Genomic DNA, 19,557 nt, shown 5'->3' on the forward strand with positions numbered 1-19,557 from the left:
TCGCTAGAAGAGCCCGCGTTGTGACGTCGTCAAAGCCATGAAGCTTTCTCCAATGGGCTGAAGAATGGCATCGGCAATCGGCTGAAGCTGCCTGGTCAGGTAGTGCTCGTAGTCGATTCGGGACTGCCGAATCTCCATGGGTTCAGGGCCGCTGCGAGTCATGACATACCGGATCCAGCCGCCGTTCTGATATTGCCTGGGTCGGTTGACCCGGCTGTTGTGATCGTCGGCAATCCTTGCCGCGCGTACCTGCGGCGGTACGTTGACCAGGTAGGCATCGAGGCGGTGGCGCAGGCGCTTCCTGTAGATGAGCAGGTCGTCCATCTTGCCCGCCAGCAGCGCCTCTGCATAGTCGGTCACGAACTCCTTATAAGGCTCGTCGTGGAAGATGCGCGAAAGCAGGCCCTCCTGGAACTGGCGCGCCAACGGGGTCCAGTCGCTGCGGGCCATCTCGAGACCGCGGTAAACCATCTCCTCCTTGCCGTTGGCGTCGACGCTCAGGCCCGCGTACCGCTTCTTGCTGCCCACGTCCGAGCCGCGAATGGTCGGCATGAAGAACTTCTTGTAGTGGGTGTCGAACTCGATCTCGAGGAAGTTCTGCAGGCCGTGCTCCTCGCGAAGGGAGTTCGTCCACCACGCGTTGATGTCTCTCACCAAGGTGGTCGCGACGGCGTGCGCGTTCTCGTTGGTGTGGGTACGCCTGAGCCAGATGAAGATGGAGTCGGTGTCGCCGTAGATGACCTCGTAGTCCCGGTCTTCCACGAATTCGCGCGTGAGCTTCATCATCTCGTGGCCACGAAGGGTGATGGCGGACACCAGTTTGGGATTGAAGAAACGGCAGTCGGCTGCACCCAGCACGCCGGCGAAGGAGTTCATGAGCAGCTTCAGGGCCTGGGACAGCGGCTCGTTCTTCGTCCGCTTGGCTTCGTCCCGGGCGCGCCAGAGCGTGGTCACGATTTCCGGCAGGCAGTGCTTTTCGCGCGAGAAGACAGTTCCCTGCGGGCCCTTGACGAGTGTGGTCACGTCGCCAGCGTTCGAGCCCTCGATGAAGCCGACCGGATCGACAAGAAAGGTTCGGATGATCGAGGGGTAGAGGCTCTTGTAGTCCAGCACCACGACGGAGTCGTAGAACCCCGGCTTCGAGTCCATCACGTAGCCGCCGGGGTAGGCCTTGCTCGCAATCTCGCCCACGTTCGGCGCCACGTAGCCCTGGCGATGCATCCGCGGCAGGTAGTGGTGGCTGAACGCGGCGATGGAGCCACCGAAGTGGTCGGCCTGCAGGCCTGTGGTCTGGGCCCGCTCCATCACGAACTGCAGCAGCTTCGCCTTGTCGAAGATGCGCAGGACCAGCTCGCAGTCCCGGATGTTGTAGAGCGCGAGCGCGGGCTTGTCTTCCTGGTACCGCCGCTCGATCTCCGCCATCTTGTCGTACTCGTCGCCGATGGCCTTGCCCTCGCCCAGCAACGTTTGCGAGACGGTCTCCAGGCTGAAGGAGGGAAAGCTCCACACGGCGGCCTTGAGGGCGTCGATGCCGTCGATGATCACCCGGCCGGGCATGGGCGCGAACAGGTAGCCCTGCTTGCCCGGATGGGTGCGCCATTCGATGGGCCGCCGCTCCCGCCCCAGAAGGAGCTGCGTCCCACACTCGTTGGCTGTCTTCTGAAGCACTCGCAGGTCGAACTGGATGACGTTCCAGCCGATGATGACGTCCGGGTCGTTTCGCTCGAACCAGTCGTTGAGCTTCTCGATCATGGCCTTGCGGGTCGGGCAATAGATGAGCGAAAAGTCCATGGGCCCACCCGACCCTGATGACTGCTCGCTCGGCTCGGGTGGCGGCTCGCCCAGCATGAACACGACACGGTCTTGCGTACCGTCCAGCGCAATCGAATAGAGCGCTTCGTGCTGGCTGGTCTCGATGTCCAGCGACACCACCTTCAGCACCGGCCGGAACTCGGGCGCTGGCTTGAGCTTGCAGTCGACGATGGTGGAGCGGTCTGCCCGCCCTCCTTCCACCAGCACGCCAGCGGTGATGAACCGTTCCATCAGGTAGCGATCGTGCGGGCGCACATCGGCTTCGAGCAGGGGAATGCCCTGTGCCTGGAGAGCACGCATCAACCGGCCGAGCTGGCGGAAGTGCTTCGCATAGACACCGGTGACGGGTTCCTGATGAAAAGTCTTCAGCTCGAGCTCACGCATCTGCAGGCCTGGCATGGCCATGAGGTGCGCTTCTACCGCCGCCCTGTGCCGGGTTGCGACGAATGCGACGGAGGTCTGGGAGGTCAGGACCACTTTCACCGGCCCCGCATCTGTTGCCAGCCAGTACTCGATCTCCGTGCCGGCGGGAGCATCCCGCCAGTGGCGAGTGAGGATGAAGCCCTTGAGTTCGGTGGACGTCACGAGAGCTTGGCGAATCGGATAGGGCAAGGGAGCGGGCTTGGCGTGGCCGATTTTCGCCCGGGCATGTCCAATTGCCGTCTACGCAGGCGGGGGCCAGGCCGTCCCGTGTCCTCTGCCCCGCTGGAGGTCAACCACGCTTGTGCAAAGCAGTCCAAAACGAACCAGCTCAGTACAACAATAAAAGGGGGCAAAAAAGGGGCAAAGTATCCGCCCTGCCCGCAAACCCGCGTGAATACTGGGTTGCTGGCGGAGAGTGTGTCGTTTTGAGAAATGCCCGTCATTGCCCATCAATGACCGTTTCTCGAACGCTGACAACAGCTTAGCTCATCTAAGAAGGCCGTGAATGTCCACCATTCGCCGCCGGAAACCGCACCGCTTTCGATAGCGTTGTCGATAGTCGACGCCCAGTATGCTTGCAGGCTCAACGAGGAGGTGAGCCGTGCGCGGCCCCATCAATAAACTATCCGACACCAAGATCGAAGCGACGCTGAAGACCGCTCGCAAAGCAGTTGCCGCCGGACAAGGCAAGCCCATCCTGCTTGGCGACGGCGGTGGCCTGACCCTACAGATCAGCAAGACCGGCGCCGCCTCCTGGCTGCACCGTTACATGCGCTTGGGCAAGGCAGTTGGCCTGGGGCTTGGCGGCTACCCCGAAGTCAGCTTGAAGCTGGCGCGCGCCAAGGCGGAAGAATGCCGGCGCATGCTTGCCGAGGGTCGCGATCCTCTGACCGACAAGCGCGCCGCCGAGACTGCGGCCAAGCTGGCCCGCGCAAAAGGCAAGACTTTCGACGATTGCGCCACCGAATACATCGAGGACCACCGCGCTGAATGGAAGAATCCGAAGCACATTCAGCAGTGGGAGAACACGCTCAAGACCTACGCATCGCCGATCATTGGCCAGCGCCCCATCGGTGAGATCACGACAGCCGACCTGAAGCGCATCCTCAACCCGATTTGGTCGACCAAGAACGAAACGGCGTCACGCCTTCGCGGCCGCATCGAATCGATCATTGACTGGGCAACAGCCCACGAACTGCGTACTGGCGAGAATCCTGCCCGCTGGAAAGGGCACCTCGAGCATCTTCTGGCCAAGACCACACCCGAACAGCGTGCGGACAAGCATTTTTCCGCCCTCCCCCACGTGGATATCCCGGCGTTCATGGGAAAACTGGCCGCTCAAGAAGGAATGGCTCGGTGGGCTCTCGAATTCCTCATCCTGACCGCGGCCCGCACTTCAGAGATCACCGGCGCGCAATGGGACGAGATCGATGAAACCGCGCAGCTGTGGACTGTACCGGCCGAACGCATGAAAGCCCGCAAGGAACACCGCGTCCCGCTGACCGCCCGCGCGCTGACCATCCTCCGAACGGTCAAAGCATTCAGCGGCAAGACGTTCATCTTTCCTGGTCAGAAAAAGGATAAGCCCATGTCGAACATGACTATGACCGCGCTTCTCAGGCGAATGGGACGCAGCGATATCACCGTGCACGGCATGCGCAGCACCTTCCGTGACTGGGTCGGCGAGAAAACGACGCACGACTTCCGTACCGCCGAAGCGGCCTTGGCACATCAGCTGCCAGACAGGGTCGCCGCAGCCTACGCTCGCTCCGACCTGTTCGAGAAGCGTTTCGCCATGATGCGGGACTGGGAGAAACACTGCACGTCAGCCGCCGAGACCACGAAATGAAACTGCGTGAAGCGACCGCCGAACATCGAAAAACGGAAATTCCAGCCTCGTTTCATCCAGCCGAAATGGGACCACCACCCAAAAAATACATGGGCTGGTTCCCCGATTGGCGGGATGCCTCTGCATATCCATCCGCAGAAGCGTCTGCAAGTCAGCTAGGTTGGGAGTTATTGCGTCGGAATCGGATCTTTCAGCAGCAGTGCTTGGCGGCGCAAGGTTCGACAAGAAAAGAGGCCGCCGTCTGCAAAGCGTGGAAACTAAAACGATTCAAGCTGTTCTGGGAACCATCCTCTTCCGAAGAGAGCTTGTTTGTCGATGAGGATGTCGAGCGCAAAGCGGTCAAAGGAGAAGACGAATTTCCTCTTATTGCAAGCAGTGAGTTTCTCGGTGAGAGAAAACTACTTCTAACACTCGACCTAAAGGCACTGGGCGCTTCAGGTGCAAAAAGGGACGCCCTTTTTGCCTCTCTCCGAACTTTTGTAGAAGCGCGTGCCGCGGCCTCTCCACCCGCGGACAAGATGCAATCCAAGGACGTCTGGACAAGCAAGGTTCCACGCCACCTTCGATTGATTGATGCGCTGAGTCAATCCTCGCCTGTTTCGCGCGAAACAATCGGCAGTCAGTTCCATCATGAAGGACTCATCCTGATCGAGCACTATCCAGCGTGGTCGCGAGAAAAAATCGTCTCAGCAGCGAGAGAGCAGCTTAGCTCCGTTGATGCGAGCGAGCGCGCAAGCATGATTGAAGAAGAGATTGAAGAGCAGGCTCAGCGCAAGCGCCAACTCGCAAAGAAATACAGCAAGGAGATCGGGGCGCAAATCGCTCGCGCTTACCACCTCGTATATGAGCAGGGGTACAGCGGACTCAAACAGCGGCCATCGCCCAACGATGCAGGAAGCAGTCGCTACGCACCATCGAAAAAAGCCCGGCCTGGAGACGGACTTTTCGAGAAAGCGCGCCGGCTTCTTAGAAATAGGAGCTGGGGCTAACTGAAACCTTCTTATCACAGGCGGTGATTTTTTCGCATCTTCTAAAAAGCGAACGACTCCCGAACGCCTTTCATCGAGGTTCTTCCCCTCTGAAACCAGCTTTCCAAAACGTCATCGAAGCGACCGATTCGTTCACTTTTTCAGAGACGCGAATTTTTCGACACTAGCGCCGCGGCCCAATGAGTCCATCGCACACCCTTGTGCAGGTAGAGACGAAAGATGGAACGGACCGCCTTCAACGAAACACTGGTTTTTGCCTCAAGCCACTCGGACGAGAAAAGCTTGGCGAAAAGCCGCACGTCGTTAGAAGCGACCCTCCGCCAAAACTCCGGCGCGATCATCGACGACTTGCTACTAGCCGTTGCTTTCGCTCAGCGCCAAAAGCTCATCACAATTCAAGAGGTCTGCGAGCGCACTGGTATGGGGACTTCGTTCATCCATGCCGAAATCCTTGCCGGCCGGTTTCCCAAGCCCGTAAAACTCGGCGCCAGCAAGAGTCGCCGAGCTGCTGCACGCTTTGTTGACGGTGAAGTTTGCGACTGGATCGCGCAACGCATCGCCGAGCGCGATCTCCCGTCACCGACTTCATCTCGCGCGGGAGGTGAAATGAGCTAGTCACTCCCCCTACAACAGAACTGCTGCGAGCGCGCGTCCAGCGCTAGCTCGCATAGAGCGATCACCGCAATGCACTGCGATATCGGCTCGCACACGTCGAAGGTTCATCACCGAATCTTTAGTCGCCGCAACCACCAACCGTTATCCGAACTGCACCAGCAGCCCGGAGGGACCTTCCTTTGCCCTTTTACTCGCCCAACGGACCTCACATGCTTACCGTAGACATCAAACCAAACCGAGCAACGTCGCAACAGTTGGCCCGGCACCTCTCGCAAATCATGCCCGGCGATCCCGGCTCGAAGATGCGTCGCACGCCGTTCACCTGGCCGACGCCCCTGACTCGCGCACCAATGGAGATCATCGTGAATCAGCCCGGCGAGAAGTCGGGTACCCAGGATATCAGCTTCACCCTTAGGGGCCGCATGGAATCGGCGCTCGTTTGTAAATCTGCGCTTGTCGAAAACACTTTCTTCAAGCCGTTCGAATGCGTGCTTGCGCTGTTCCGCGCCTGGCTGCACGAGCTCATGCCGGACCTGCCTCTCGACGTGCTTTCTGGCATCACCGCAGATGACTGCGAAATTCGCGAGATTACCGCGTCGTACTACTTCCCCTATCCCTCTGAAACGCAAGCATTCAAGGCCCTCTGCGACTTCTTTGCGCATGGCCTCGTCTGCCTGAACAGCAGTGATCTGTACCCTGGCTCGAAAGGTCGTGGCAGGGTCATTGCGCCCCGCATTCGCATGGCTGAGGACGCCAGCCACGCACTCTCCGTGGACCTCATCCATCTGCCTGCACAGGAAAAATTCGGAGAAGCGCGCGTCTCATTGATGCGAGGCATCGAAGATCAGCCGGCGGGGTTTGCATCCGAAACCCCCTCGCAGCGAGAACTGCTGCGCGCGAGTACTCGTCGCCTTCTCCGCTTCGAGGTCACCGTCGATGTCGGCAAGAACTTGCACTTCGGCGACAACCAGAACTACCAACTGCCTACGGACTACCGCAAGTGGACGCAAGAAAACCTGCCGCACGATCCGTTCTGGATTGCCTTCGAGGCAACGAGGTACGCCACTTTCCTCAACCACGTGACGCCCACTTCCGAGGAGGATATTGATCTGAACAAGCTGGATCAGGGTGAGCGCGAAGTCTTGGCCGACTACTTCAAGGAGAAGAACCTGCGTCACAACGAGTGGATCGAAGGGACCGAGTCGCTCCTTCAATACCGCAAGAAACTGTTGGGGAAAGTTCAGATCGACATTTTGGTGCCTTGGTCCATCGCCAAGCTGAACAAGAGCAGCGAATTGAGCGAGTTTCTCACCTATGAGAACCGCTTTCGCCCGAGCGAGGATGAGATGTTGCAGCCGCATTGCCTGTCGGCACTCAACGTGGACGAAAAGGTTGCAGCTTTGCTGGAAAAACTGCCGCCGTTTGCCATGAAGGAGGATCCTTGGCCGGCCACCTTCCCGACGGCTCAAACGAGCTCCGCTGAGGCCCCCGACGCGTAATTCGGCGCACGCGGGAGGCGCATGCGACCTCGCGAGTGATCGTATGTGCTGACCAGCGGCGGGCTAAGCGTAATACCGTACAGCTTGTAAACAGTACTAGGCCTACCAGCCCACCAGTGGCAACAGCTTGAACAGTCTACCCAGCCGACATAGCCGTAGACCGTACTAGCTGTTGATCAGCCTAGCTGGTGCAGGCCTAGCTGATACATGCCGATTACGCCCTCTACGCCGGTAGACCGTGCTGCTTGTGCCATGCACAGCCAGCAGGCTTACCAGCCATACAGCCGACTAGTTCGGTAGATCGACCTTTCTCACGTAGCACTGTCTTCACCGTGTACGCCGGCAGCGAAAACTGCGTGGTTGTCACGGTGTGGATCGGTGCGCCCGAAAACACTGGAACAGACATGAATTTCGACAACTTCGACTTCAGCGACTGCATGATGGTCGACACACTCGGCCTGCGCATTCACAACGTAGACCCTTCCCGGCTTCCCAACAAGTACGCCTTGGTGGGCGGCGGCGATGAGAAGAAGTGGGCCAAGGGCAACCTGCAAACGGCCGCCGGCAAGAAGTCGCTGAAAGTGAAGGCGAACAAGGCGCGTAAGGCCTTCGAGATCGAGGGCTCGCCGGCGTTCCTGCGGCAGGGTCACAACATCGTGTCGTCCGGCAACGTCACCATGCTGGCTTACGCAATGGCGAAAGACTGCAACCTCGGGCTGCAGCTCGGTCTCAAAACTGACCGGGCCAAGGATTTCTTGCAAGGCGCCGGTATGGAGGTGACGCGCATCGACACGCCAGTTCTGCTGCGCAAGCCTGCAGGACTTTCGAGTGCCGCAGTTATCAACGGCATTGCGCTCTCCAGCGTCCTTGCCGGCCTCAACACCAGCCTGTACGTCAACGAGACGGTGTACTTCGACCAGCAGGCTCAGCTTGCAGCGCTGAAGGCCTACGACAAAGACGCCGAACTCAAGAAGAAGCGGAAGTTGGAAGTCCCCGAGACGCCGCAAACAGCAGCTTTGCTGGACTTGGCTGCAGCGACCATCCGTCTCGAACCCGTGTACCGCCTGAAATGGCTTAAACGCAGGTTCGAGGGCCGTCTTCCCACGCCTGCAGAACTGTCGTCTGGGGTGCTGGCGCACATGCTCGCCGGCCTGCTCGACAAATACGACCTGCGCCGCGACATCCGTAGGCCGCTGAATCACGACGCGCTGATGGCGATTCCCGCTAGGTTTCAGCGTTTCGCACTGCTGTGGCAACACGGCCACGATATGAAGCAGTTTCAGGCGAAGGACCCGACGGAGTACTCCCGCGCGAAGACCTACCTCGCCCGCGAGCACTCGCTCAACATCGATGGCCCTCCCCCGCGAGAGATCGAAGACCGCGTCGAACTGGGCGACATCCTCTCGCCGAAGAACTTCATGCCGGTGCCGGCCGAGATCGCGGCAGACCGCGAGCTGTTCTTCCAGTGCGACATGGCGCTTGAACGCAAGCACCCCGGCCCTCGCTGGTCGCGCCCCTGGACAATTTGAGGTTGTCGCTTGCGGTCACATCGTGCGGACTGCCCTGGCCTAGACCGCGAGCCCCTCGCACTCCCCTCTCCCCTAGACCCGAGCTGTAAAGGCTCCGTGTTGGCGCACGGCCAACGCTACTGCATGAAAGAACCTATGTCGAAGAACTCACCCATCGAATGGACCCACCACACCTTCAACCCCTGGTGGGGCTGCACCAAGGTCTCGGCCGGCTGTGACAACTGCTATGCGGAGAACCTGTCGAAACGGTACTACTCTGAAGAAATCTGGGGCCCGCACGCGAAGCGCCGCTTCATGAGCCATGCACACTGGGACTCGCCCATCGTGTGGAACAACGAGGCGGCGGCTCGGAACCAACGCGAACGCGTCTTCTGCGCGTCGATGGCAGACGTGTTCGAGGTGCGCGACGACCTCGCTCGCCACCGCTTGCGGCTCCTCACCCTGATCAAGGGAACCCGCAACCTCGATTGGCTGCTGCTGACGAAGCGGCCGCACTCGATCAAAAAGCTGCTCCCGGTGGACTACCAGTTCCCGCGCAACGTCTGGCTTGGCGTCAGCGTCGAAGACCAGGAGCGCGCCGACAAGCGCATCCCCTACCTCCAAGCCTTTCCCACTCCGGCCGTGCGCTTTCTGTCGTGCGAGCCTTTGCTTGGACCCATCGACATTCGTCGCTACCTGCAGCCTGGTCGCAACGGCGTGCGCATCGACTGGGTCATCTGCGGCGGCGAGTCCGAGCACGGCGCCCGCCCCATGAACCCTGAATGGGCCGAGAACCTGCTCGCGCAGTGCCAGGAAGCCGGCGTGCCGTTCTTCTTCAAGCAGTGGGGCATCTGGGCTCCGGTCGAAAACGTCGGCCTAGCGGCCGTCGGCAACCGTGAAGTGATTGAAATGTGGCGGTATGACGGCCGCCCAGAGGAGATGGTGCGCGTCAGCAAGAAAGTTGCAGGCCGCGAGTTGAATGGCCAGACCTGGATGCAATTCCCTGAACTCGGACGGGCCGTGTAAAGAGCACCAGCGACGACGCGATCTTCGGCCGCATTCCTCTCGTATTGATATGACTCCTCCGGGTCTACCAAGGCTCCGGGTCGCGGACCGATTCCGACTCATCACCAAGATTTCTCAACCGCATCTTCTTAGATCAGACAACGACATGAACCACTTCAAACACATCTCTCCTTCGGGCCAACTTGTCCGCCTGATCCCACGCTTTACGAATCCGTCAATCGGCTCCTCGGAACACGAAATCCTCGGCGAGGTACAGGGACTTGCCGATGTAGCGACGCTGTTCTTCCGCGGCCTCTACCCAGTTGAGGCACCGTATTTCTTTTGGGGTGCAGGACGCCTTCTACCTTGGAACGTGGAGTTTCTGCGACGTGACTCGAAGGGTGACATGGGCTGGCGCGCGCCGTCAGAAAGTGAACTCGATCTCGTTGTCGGCGCGCTGCGAAAGATGGGATGTGGAAAACGGCCCGCCATTCTCTCGACGCATCACAACGAGTTTCTTTGCTCCAGCGAAAAACTGAAGTTTCAGGGACTTGCGATCGAAATCTTGATGGCATTGGACGAGTTCCTCGCGGGCATTCAGTCGGGTCCTCCAACCATCGAGCTGATGCTGCTCTTATGCGAAGCATACAAATGCCTCTCTGAGCTGACGGTGCGGGCGGAAATGATCGCACCATTGCAGCAAGCAGCACGCTAAGGCCACGCAGCTCAGGAAGGATGGAGCAGTCTGATCGGCATGATCTTCGCGTCTATTCGTCGCCCCCGTGCTCCGTTTGCCGTGCGACACCGGGAGGCGCTAACTCTGAGGCCAAGGGTCCTCGGGCTGCGATTTCGTAAGTACGTCCCTGAACGTCGAAGACAATCTCAAAGCGCTCCCCCGGCCCTACGCCCAAGTCGCCTGCAACCTCTGCCAGCATGCGAATCTGGTTGCCGCTCTTGACGCTGATCGCTGCGCCGGCCTGCGTGGCAGACTCGAACCTGCCTGTAATCTTTCCAGCGAGATAGCTCGGCAGATACACGACACGGCGTTTGACAGCCACGCTCGACCCGGATTGCGTCACGGTGGTCCGCACCGGCAAAGAAAGATCGATCTCCTTGCCCGCATGCTCGGCCGCAGGCGTGTGCGCCAGTTGCTCAGCGGTCCGGCGAGCGCGAGCATCGATCAGTGCTTGCGCTGCCAGTGGCCGACCACCAACGCCGTATATCGCGTGGTCGAGTTTGCACAGCGCCGAAGAAGTGGCGAGGACATGGCTGACGGCCACATTGCTCACACCGAGGTTGCCCACCAGATGAGCGGCCACCTCCGCTCGGGTCGCAGCGCCTAGCGCACATTCACGTCAATTGATCCCACGATCCCGTTCTCCTCCATGTCCGCTGCGGCCGTGTCGATAAAGACGACCTTCACGTTCGGGTTTCGCCGCTTGAAGACCTCGGAAAGATAGCCCTGTGGTTCATTGAATTCGAGCACGACTGCGTCGTCACCCCAGTTCTTAAATCGATAGAACGCGAGCCCACCGCTGATCAGAATCTTGGTGTTGTCAGGATAAAGGCTGAGCCGCTCCTTCAGTTCGCCAACCGTCAGTTCGTTCTGGTCCATTTCCAGTCCTTGTCAAGTTGGAATTGCCGATAGCGCAGCTTGCGCCTTCTGATGCTCATCGACGCGCTTCTTGTATGCGGCGCGTTCTTCGATGATCTTGTCCATGGCTTCGCGTAAAGCTATTTCCCGGTTCCATACACCAGGTGCAAGTTTCTCAATGGGCATGCGGGCATGCTTCCGCAGCTTTCTGGCGACTTCTGAAACCTCTAACCCGAGTTCGGCGTACCCATGCCGGCGAGCGCGGAAGTATTCTGCGTACTCTGGGAAGTCGTCAAACTCGTAGACGCCCGAAAGTTCGTGTGACAGGTGCTCTTGCTTATCTGGAATTTGCAGCACGGCGTACATCAGATCACGCGGGAGTGATTTCCACTCGACTTTGATATCTAAAGGCTCAAGGGTGGGTGGTTTAGTCGTTGGTGCCCAGTACGAGCCATTGCTCCCAGCGGGCCGACCTTCCTCTGTCCCATCGTCATAGGCCACCTGCAGGCATCCGGTCGCGAATCGATCCAGATGCGACACGACGATGATGGCGAGGTATTCTGCGTCCTTCTTCCGTTTGAAGTGACTAGCGATGACTTCCTTGATCGTGAGGAACGAGTTGCCCAAGAGGACGCCACCGATGCCGGCGCATGCGGCGATGATTGCCGACACGTTTCCTGAATCCATAACTCTCCTTCGCGAGTCGTACTGCACAGTTACAGCTGCAGTCGTTTCGGCAGCCGTGGTGAGTTGGCTTGCCGTGCGCGCACGGCATCGGTTACGCCCCCTACTTCGCGCTCAACAATTCAGCCACTTCTCGCTTACCCAAAGCTCGCACAGACGCAAGGCTCTGAAGCTGCTCAGGCTTTGGGCGCCCCTTGCCCTGCTCCCAGTTGTAGATCGTCTGACCGGACACGCTGGCAAGCTGCCCGTACGCTGCGGCAGAGAGCCCCAGTTTCTTGCGATGCGCAGCCAAGCGGGTCGCGCTAAATCGACGCGCCAGCCCTGACTCAGGTGCCTCGGGAGCGCCCGCAGGGCGGCTACGCACCGAACCCTTGGTCACACGCCGTAGTTCCTTTTCCAACTCACTCACCTGCCGGCGCAAAGCCGCAATAGAGGAACGGTGAAGTACGGAAGCTTTCTTAATGGTCTCGATCTCTGCGCGAACTTCCTTGCGTGCGACGCGGGAGATTTCGGCTTTCAGAATGGATGCGATATTTGGCATGGCTGCATTGTGCCCACTCACGAGAATGGCAGGAGTCTATGCAGGCATTTCAAAAAAAGTCGGCCACGGTAGCGCTCTGAGTCGACTCATTACCTCCCGCCCCCAACCTTTGTCAACCCCAAGTGCGTATGCGGCCAAGCCGAACAGATGATTTTGCAAGCCGATGACAGAGTCAAAGCCTCGATTGGCCGCATGGGCCGACGGACCAAGCGTTTCTAGGTAGTAAAGGTGCTGACGCATTCGAGAGCGGAACTCCCGAGTCAGTGCGGGGCGCTCGCCATCTACCAGCAGCCCGAGAACGATTTTGCGTACCCCTGGGGGAATGACACGGGTCTTGGTGCGGTTTGGCCAAAGTGATCTGGCCTTCATGAGCGTGTGGCACTGGCCGATCACGGCGCTGGCCTTTTCCCGACTGAAGCCCTCGCCGATAAAAGACAACGTGATGTCGTCAGCGTAGCGCGTATAACGCAGGCCCTCGGACTTGGCAAGACGGGCAATTTCCTCATCGAGATCAAAGGCCACCAAGTTGGCCAGCATGGGGCTGGTGGGTGCGCCCTGCGGTAGATGACCGATGGAAGGATGAATATACGGTCCTGGGACGGCTGTACCCCGTCGCCTCGCTATGTTGCCTTTGGATCGCAACCAAGTGCATAGCCGAGTGAGTTCGAATGCGACGAGAGGTTGGTATCCAAGACGTCGAAACACCGAGTAGATTTTCGGCTCGAGGATCGACTCAAAGAAATTCGAGACATCCAGCTTGATGAGCCACGTTGCCTCGCAGTGGCGGCGCGCCGCCTCCACAACACTACAGTCCTTGCCATACGCCGTGCTCGCATCGTGTACATCTGCCTTGGCCAAGACGTTGCTGTGGATCCAGCGTTGTGCGCGCAGCAGCAGTGGCTCCGGCGCGTAGATGGTCCGCGGGACTCGGTTGCACCCCTCTTCATTTCTCTCAAGGCTGAAAACACGGTAGGGCTCAAACTCCTTTTCCCTTTGCGCGACCCTTCGAAGATAGTCGTAGGGGACATCGCTCATGTGCGCGAAGTGTCCCAACGACAGAATGACGGTCGCGTCCGGGTTGACGGCTAGCGTACGGTTGGCGGTCTGCTCGGCACGCAAGAGGATCGTTTCGTCGATGCCCGCTGCGCGCCCTTGCGAAAGATAGTGCTGAGAGTCCCAGGAAGTCATCTACCTTTGAATCCGCCTCTGGCGGAGCAGTGCCACCTGAGCCGCAAGGCTGCGCGGCGTGTGGTGGTGGCACTGCACCTCCAGTAAAGCGTCAGTTCATCCGAAAAAGCGCGGGAATCCGCGTTCCACAGGCTCGATTGCTCAAACCCGCCCCCCTGGTGGAAGCCAGGGGACACTAGATCTCTACACCGGGTCCCTCAGCGACTTCGGATAGTACAGAGGTTTATCGAGTATTGGCGGCTTGCGTCTGCGCTCTCGATTCAACACGCGAAGCAATCCGAGTCCCGCCTCGCTCGGGCGTAGCGCGTCTCCCAGATAGCCGCTCGCGGAGGCCCTGGCAATGGCAGCAGCGATCTCCGGCAACTCCAGAAGCGTGGTCGTGGCGATCTCGTCAACGCTGCGATGCCCTCTGTACGCGGCGCCCAGCAGCAGAATCACGTTGCGGTCTTCTTCGTTAGCTCGCGTGAATGCTGACTTCTGGATGATTGGGGCCAGATCCAAGGCTTCGAGAGCCAGGTTGTCCCGCTCCCGGCGCGACAAATGCCCGGATTGCCCAAAAACTTCGCTTGTCGACCTCGCTGGGAACAATGGATGCCAAGGACGACGGCGGCTGGTGCTGGATTCTGTAAGGATGGCCGGGACGTTGTTGGGGCAAGAGTGCTCGAAAGCGATGAGAGCCCCGGTGTCCTTAAAACCCAGCGGCGAGGAGCCGGCAGGAGCATGAAGTAGACAAAGGTTGCTGACCGCGTCCAACGTGGCCCCGGTGAATGACGTGTAGATCGTAGGACACTGAACGAGAGCCCGCACGTCGGGATTACTGGGATGCTCTTCGACAAATGTGATGCCTTGCCGAGTTCCGCTGTAAGCCAACACCGAGATCCGCAACTGTCCACCGGAACACCAGCTTCTCACTGATCTGACTCGCCAAAGCGAGTCCAGCACCGTGTTCAGGCGCGTGCCTGATCCGATGAAATCAGTTAGGACGACAAAGCGCTTGATCCTCTTGCTTCGAATGACACTGGCCGCTGGCTGCATGTGCACGTTCTGCGCGCTCTTGGCGGCTACAGACGCGATGGTGGCTAGCACGCCCTCACTCCCCACCGTCTGCCGATCGAGGCGCCTCGACTGGACGATAGGCAACGCAGCACCAACCGCCCGCAACCTAGGCGGTCGCCTGCGGGCAACCTTGAGAACTTCCTCCCGATACATTCGGAGGGGAACGAGAGAACGCTTTGAAATGGGCCTGAATCCTTGCATTCGCCGCACAGGCTTCATGGACCAGACGGGGACACTCCACTTGCTCACAACCCATCTGTGCGCGATCTCCCGCTCAATGAAAACTCCGATCGCCTCTCTTTTTGCATAGCTGCCGATTTCTGACACCAGTTGACGAGACAAGTCACTGTAGCTAACAAGCATAAGCTTCGATAACAGCTTCTTCGCCAAAGCGCGCTCATCTCCAGGCTTGAACTGAGAAAGCCAAAGTTTCTCTCTTTCGCCATCGGTGATCATATCGTTGCGAGTGTGCCCCAGCCACAGCTGGAATTGGTGTCCGAATTGGGTTGCCACTAGAAAACGTCTCCTAGTTCGAGGACCTGGTTGGGACGCAGCGACTGAACCCGAGTCGACCCGGAAAGCTTCTAACTCGCTTGAAAGTGGCCTCGCCCGCGGCCAGAGCGGAGGTATGCTTCCGAGAGGCAGGCCCCCGCCGGTGAAGCGCTCTTGCAAGAAAGCCAATACTGTTTAAAAATACAGCCTTCCTGATGAAGGAGGCCGCATGCCAAGCTACATCTTCGTCTCGCCTGGCTCCGATCCTGGAGCCGGTCTTGCCTTGGTGGATCCAATGCTCAGTTCTTCGAAACCGACGATGGGCACGTGTCGACCAGATCTTCGGAGAATGGTGAGGCCAGGTGATCACATTTTCGTAGTCAGCGGGAGCCGCGGGCGCATCTATCAGCAATACGTCATCGGCGGGATGCAGATCGACGAGAAGCTCGACGATCAACTGGAGGCGCTACGCCGCCGCCCGGAAAACGCCTTGAAATTCGATGGCCCTAGTAAGAGCGGGAACATCATCGCGCTGCCGGACGGAACGCAGCATCCAAGGGATAGGCACTCCAACTTCGAGAACCGCATCAAAAACTACGTGATTGGAACCAACCCCGTGGTCCTTGAAACGCCCAGGGAAGTGGAGCTGGGCCGCGAGCATTCAGTCGGCATCCTTTCCGAGCTCTTTGAGCGCGCCGGCTCGCGCATCCAAGAAGTAATGGGACGAAGTCGAAAACTTTCCGACGCCCAGGCCGATCGACTGCGTCGTGCTTTGGAAGATATCAAACGAGAGGCACGTGCGTGAGTAATATCGCCGCCCATATGGCGAGCAAGAACCTTTCCATAGAAGTCGCAGCCAAGAAGGCTGGCATGACTATCGAACGGTTTCAGCAGGTCGCACGCGGCGGCAAAGCGAGTCTCGGAGAAATGCGCGGGATCGCCAGAGCATTGCAAGTCCCCGTCTCAAGCTTGATGGAGCGCGCGCCAGCAGAACCGGTGCGATTGCTCTTTCGCCATACGCTGGAGCAAAGAGAGGCTGCAGAGGTCGCATCACACATCGATGTGCTCGCAGCCCAAGTAAGAGATGCGCTCACGTTGGCGCGCGGTCTGCCATCAAACTTGGGATGGCTCGACCTTTTTAGAGACTTGAAGCCCACCTCTGATGCTGCTCCTGCCTTTGCCGCGCGGTTTCGGAAGACCTTCTGTCAGGTTGACGACCTCGAGCCTCTCCCTCACCTTTCGCAGATTGTCGAAAGAATGGGGATTCTCATCTTGTTCTCACGCGATTCAAGCGTCGAAGGCGTATCGGCGATCGTAGACGGCTATGCCTTGGTGATCATCGGCGCTCGCACGTTTAAGCCAAGGATGCTCTTCACGATTGGGCACGAGCTCGGCCACCTGGTCGCACATCACGAAGATCGCTCCAAAGGGTACGCCCATCTGGACAGGGAAGGAGACTGGGCTCTCGCCCCAAAGCGTGCTGAAGAAAAATTTGCCGATGCTTTTGCCTCCGAGCTTCTGCTGCCAGAGCATGGGGTGCTCAGCGCGCTTCGGGCGGTACGCCAACAACTCGGAATCTCACAGCAACCACTCGGCGCTATCGAGATTGCATGGATCGCTCATTTGTTTCACGTAAGTTTCGAAGTTGCAGCTCGACGCTTCGAGGCATTGAATCTTTTGCAACAGAGCGGCTCCCGAGCGTTCTACCAGCGCATTGAGGACGACTTTAAGAATCCAGAAAAGTTTGCCGCCAGCATTGACATCCCGCCACGCCCAGATCTTCCTATTGAGACTTCACCTGCACTCGTGCGCTCGGCCGCCGAAAAAGTCCGCAGCGGGAATCTGTCGCTCGGCAAAGCAGCTGAGTTACTAAACGTCCCGATATCGACGCTTGTGGTCGCCAACGCGGAAATCAGTGTGTGATCGTCGTACTCGACGCATCAACTCTCATTAATCTCGCCAACGGCGAAGTACTCGCTCAAGTATTGGTGCTTCCAGGCTGCACTTTCAGAGTCAGCGCCGTTGTTCTCAAAGAATCACGCACGGTAGCGCGTGCCATTCAGGCCGCCATCAGACGCGGCGATATCGAACTGGTGGATGACACAGCGATCGATGCAGACGCGTTTCAAGATGCTCTCGAGACATGGGGTCTCGGCGCTGGGGAGACGGAATGCATCTTGGCAGCAAAGGCCATAGGATGCTCAGTCGCATGCGACGACGGCGCGGCCCGCAAAACAATTCTGCGCGAATTAGGCAGCACGAATTTATCCGGTACGGTGGGATTGCTGCGAGCAGCTGTTGCTGCGTGCGCGCTCACAAAAAAAGACGCTTACAGTGCCTACGAACTGATGCGGAGCCGCGGCGGATACTTACCCAAACTCGCTGCCGGAGATCTCGGTTCAGATAGTCTCGGGCCGTAGCCCCAGCGTGTCGTTTCGCAGCGGTCCAGCCGCTGTGGATGCCAAGTGCAATCTCACGCCCACAAATGGATTGCCAATCACCTTTTTCATTTTCGTTGTCGCGACGAACTGCGCTCCACACGCATGACACTCATGATTAATATGGGGGGTAAAAGCGTGCTCACCCTGATCAAAATGAGGCTCGCCGCAGGAGCGACAGAACAAGTCGACTACTCGCCCCTCAAGATGAGGCATAGCCGATTGAGCCATGTAGAGCCGTACTTGATTTGCATCAAGCTTTACTCCGTCTATGTTTACTTCTGCAAAGGTGTCGTCGAGCTCTGGCATCTCTTGTTCAGACGACGTGAATCCGTGAAGATGAATCCCCGTCTCCTCTGGTAGATGCGAGGTCCAGACAATGGCTGGATTGGATCCCCAAATCTGTAACCCGCCGGGATAGTCGCGTTGCCGTATGGATTTTTTCCGCGGAGCAATGACGTTTTTTGATGGCCGCGCTCGAAGCAAATGGCGTATCGCTGCCAAAGGATTTCCGACACCTGCCGCCGAATCAGAAAACTGCCTACCGCATCCGTGACACTGATGTCGTCTGTGCGCGTGTACCGAGAACCAATCACGGTCCAGGTGCGCGAAGCCGCAATAGGTGCAGTTAACCGAAATAGTTTCAAAGCCGAACACACCTGAAACCATGAAGTTGATCGCATCGATCTCATCCACCTCTGCCCAGCCATCAGAAAGCAGATCTTTCGCAACTGGAATGCGCAGCTTGCGATAGGTCCGATCAATCGCTTTATCACCATCCCTCTTCCGACGTGCATGAACGTGAATGCCGCGATCCGTCGGCTGAACAGTCGTGTCGTAGACGGCAGGTACCGATCCCCATAGCGCTACTCCGCCAGGAAACCGCTTGAAATCGAGATCTAAAGTGTCTTCTGGAGCAATGGGAAGATCCCCTGCTGCTACGCAATTCTCAGCCGGCGTTCCGTACTTCGCAGTCGCATTTGCATGGTGAGTAAGGCACCAATAACGCGTCCCTCCATCACGGCGGCGACCAACAGAAACAATTTCACATTTCATAGTAGGAACGATCAGGAAACTCCCTGGCATAGCCTCCTCTACAACGCAATTTTTGTCTCGACTAAGGGATCTCTTTCCAGCTATACGTGACTCGATCGCGGTCCGCAGAATTCCAGGAATAGTTGATCGTCTCGTTCTTGCGGCCGACGCCGCCCAGCGAGCCCCAATAGGCATGTGGATACCTGCCCGAACCATCGAGCCCACCGCTCACGACTATGGCGACGTGTCCGTTGTTCCGTGCCGGATTGTGGTCCTTACCTTTCATGGCAGCGACCACGAACTTGCCGGCGTCCGCCCGCTCTTTGGCGAGGACGGCCGCGGTTTTCGATCCGCTCGCCTTCAGTACCGTCCAGCCACTGCCGCTGATCTGGTCGACGATGTCATCAGCTTGGCCTGATAGCGAGATGCCCAAGTCGCTCGCAACGGCTTTTGCGAACCCACTGCAATCCGACTTGTAGTCATCCCACCTATCTTCGCATTTGGCAATGACGTTGCTCGCCACGTCAGACGGTGCCGCCGTGTCGACCGTTGTCGTCATATTGACTTGCGCGTCCGCGTCCGGCTTGGGGATTTCCATGCGACGGCTCGCAAGGAAATATCCAATCGCACCACCTACAGCAGCGGCGACCAGCGTGGTGACTAGAACGTCCATTGTTAGCTCTCCTCGCGTCGTTGATTCATAGCACTGGCTGGTTACTGTCCGTGTACCGGCGCAGACTCGCATTCGGTGATTACCCTTCCCCCGTTCATGCGATGCGCGCGATGTGGATAAGCGCTACGTTGTCGCCGATCAATGACATCGAGGGGT

General features: G+C 58.5%; 19 protein-coding genes. 10 read left to right on the plus strand and 9 right to left on the minus strand.

Features of this window, described 5'->3' with window-relative positions:
• Positions 1 to 3: 3 nt before the first annotated feature.
• Positions 4 to 2,397 carry a DNA polymerase II gene (locus AC07O3_RS33305; RefSeq protein WP_495341388.1) on the minus strand — a complete coding sequence of 798 codons (2,394 nt, stop codon included), beginning with the start codon at positions 2,395 to 2,397 and terminating at the stop codon, positions 4 to 6.
• A gap of 439 nt (positions 2,398 to 2,836) precedes the next feature.
• Between AC07O3_RS33305 and AC07O3_RS33310 the strand changes: the two genes are divergently transcribed.
• From AC07O3_RS33310 to AC07O3_RS33340, 7 genes are all read left to right on the plus strand, one after another.
• Positions 2,837 to 4,084: a tyrosine-type recombinase/integrase gene (locus AC07O3_RS33310; RefSeq protein ID WP_495341389.1), complete on the plus strand. Its 1,248-nt coding sequence runs from the start codon at positions 2,837 to 2,839 to the stop codon at positions 4,082 to 4,084.
• Entirely contained in the window at positions 4,081 to 5,073 is a 993-nt protein-coding gene (locus AC07O3_RS33315; protein ID WP_478180334.1) for a hypothetical protein, read from the plus strand. The genes AC07O3_RS33310 and AC07O3_RS33315 overlap by 4 nt, the downstream gene beginning before the upstream one ends.
• Positions 5,074 to 5,292: 219 nt before the next feature.
• Complete coding sequence (locus AC07O3_RS33320) at positions 5,293 to 5,688, plus strand: helix-turn-helix transcriptional regulator (RefSeq protein WP_495341390.1); 396 nt, start codon at positions 5,293 to 5,295, stop codon at positions 5,686 to 5,688.
• A gap of 209 nt (positions 5,689 to 5,897) precedes the next feature.
• A complete protein-coding gene (locus AC07O3_RS33325) occupies positions 5,898 to 7,187 on the plus strand; it encodes a hypothetical protein (protein ID WP_495341391.1) in 1,290 nt (429 codons plus the stop codon).
• 404 nt (positions 7,188 to 7,591) lie between these two features.
• On the plus strand, positions 7,592 to 8,716 hold the full coding sequence (locus tag AC07O3_RS33330; protein ID WP_495341392.1) for a phage/plasmid replication protein, II/X family: 1,125 nt from the start codon (positions 7,592 to 7,594) through the stop codon (positions 8,714 to 8,716).
• A gap of 135 nt (positions 8,717 to 8,851) precedes the next feature.
• Positions 8,852 to 9,721, plus strand: a complete 870-nt coding sequence (locus AC07O3_RS33335; protein ID WP_495341393.1) for a phage Gp37/Gp68 family protein — start codon at positions 8,852 to 8,854, stop codon at positions 9,719 to 9,721.
• Between the two features lie 145 nt (positions 9,722 to 9,866).
• Positions 9,867 to 10,415 (plus strand): hypothetical protein, encoded by a 549-nt coding sequence (locus tag AC07O3_RS33340; protein WP_495341394.1) that lies wholly within the window; start codon positions 9,867 to 9,869, stop codon positions 10,413 to 10,415.
• 52 nt (positions 10,416 to 10,467) lie between these two features.
• Here the strand turns inward: AC07O3_RS33340 and AC07O3_RS33345 are convergent, their stop codons facing one another.
• The 6 genes from AC07O3_RS33345 to AC07O3_RS33370 all read right to left on the minus strand — a co-directional run bounded on the left by AC07O3_RS33345 (position 10,468) and on the right by AC07O3_RS33370 (position 15,219).
• Positions 10,468 to 11,019 carry a hypothetical protein gene (locus AC07O3_RS33345; RefSeq protein WP_495341395.1) on the minus strand — a complete coding sequence of 184 codons (552 nt, stop codon included), beginning with the start codon at positions 11,017 to 11,019 and terminating at the stop codon, positions 10,468 to 10,470.
• 20 nt (positions 11,020 to 11,039) lie between these two features.
• Positions 11,040 to 11,315 (minus strand): hypothetical protein, encoded by a 276-nt coding sequence (locus AC07O3_RS33350; protein ID WP_495341396.1) that lies wholly within the window; start codon positions 11,313 to 11,315, stop codon positions 11,040 to 11,042.
• Positions 11,316 to 11,327: 12 nt separating this feature from the next.
• Entirely contained in the window at positions 11,328 to 11,981 is a 654-nt protein-coding gene (locus AC07O3_RS33355) for a hypothetical protein (RefSeq protein WP_495341397.1), read from the minus strand.
• A 100-nt stretch (positions 11,982 to 12,081) separates the two neighbouring features.
• Positions 12,082 to 12,519: a helix-turn-helix domain-containing protein gene (locus AC07O3_RS33360; protein ID WP_495341398.1), complete on the minus strand. Its 438-nt coding sequence runs from the start codon at positions 12,517 to 12,519 to the stop codon at positions 12,082 to 12,084.
• A 36-nt stretch (positions 12,520 to 12,555) separates the two neighbouring features.
• The gene (locus AC07O3_RS33365; RefSeq protein ID WP_495341399.1) at positions 12,556 to 13,707 is read right to left on the minus strand and encodes a reverse transcriptase family protein; all 1,152 of its coding nucleotides are present in this window, start codon (positions 13,705 to 13,707) and stop codon (positions 12,556 to 12,558) included.
• Between the two features lie 183 nt (positions 13,708 to 13,890).
• Positions 13,891 to 15,219: a phosphoribosyltransferase-like protein gene (locus AC07O3_RS33370; RefSeq protein ID WP_495341400.1), complete on the minus strand. Its 1,329-nt coding sequence runs from the start codon at positions 15,217 to 15,219 to the stop codon at positions 13,891 to 13,893.
• Between the two features lie 265 nt (positions 15,220 to 15,484).
• Between AC07O3_RS33370 and AC07O3_RS33375 the strand changes: the two genes are divergently transcribed.
• The 3 genes from AC07O3_RS33375 to AC07O3_RS33385 are packed head-to-tail and all read left to right on the plus strand — an operon-like array spanning position 15,485 to position 17,675.
• Entirely contained in the window at positions 15,485 to 16,060 is a 576-nt protein-coding gene (locus AC07O3_RS33375; RefSeq protein ID WP_495341401.1) for a hypothetical protein, read from the plus strand.
• On the plus strand, positions 16,057 to 17,178 hold the full coding sequence (locus AC07O3_RS33380) for an ImmA/IrrE family metallo-endopeptidase (RefSeq protein ID WP_495341402.1): 1,122 nt from the start codon (positions 16,057 to 16,059) through the stop codon (positions 17,176 to 17,178). Before AC07O3_RS33375 ends, AC07O3_RS33380 begins: the two co-directional genes overlap by 4 nt.
• Complete coding sequence (locus AC07O3_RS33385; RefSeq protein ID WP_495341403.1) at positions 17,175 to 17,675, plus strand: PIN domain-containing protein; 501 nt, start codon at positions 17,175 to 17,177, stop codon at positions 17,673 to 17,675. The genes AC07O3_RS33380 and AC07O3_RS33385 overlap by 4 nt, the downstream gene beginning before the upstream one ends.
• On the opposite strand, the gene AC07O3_RS33390 is transcribed toward AC07O3_RS33385, so the two are convergent.
• Positions 17,655 to 18,779: a hypothetical protein gene (locus AC07O3_RS33390; RefSeq protein ID WP_495341404.1), complete on the minus strand. Its 1,125-nt coding sequence runs from the start codon at positions 18,777 to 18,779 to the stop codon at positions 17,655 to 17,657. The two genes, AC07O3_RS33385 and AC07O3_RS33390, sit on opposite strands and share 21 nt — an antisense overlap.
• Before the next feature lie 31 nt (positions 18,780 to 18,810).
• On the minus strand, positions 18,811 to 19,401 hold the full coding sequence (locus tag AC07O3_RS33395; RefSeq protein ID WP_495341405.1) for a hypothetical protein: 591 nt from the start codon (positions 19,399 to 19,401) through the stop codon (positions 18,811 to 18,813).
• Between the last annotated feature and the right edge of the window lie 156 nt (positions 19,402 to 19,557).

The organism is Variovorax sp. GW821-FHT09D05, assembly GCF_059416325.1.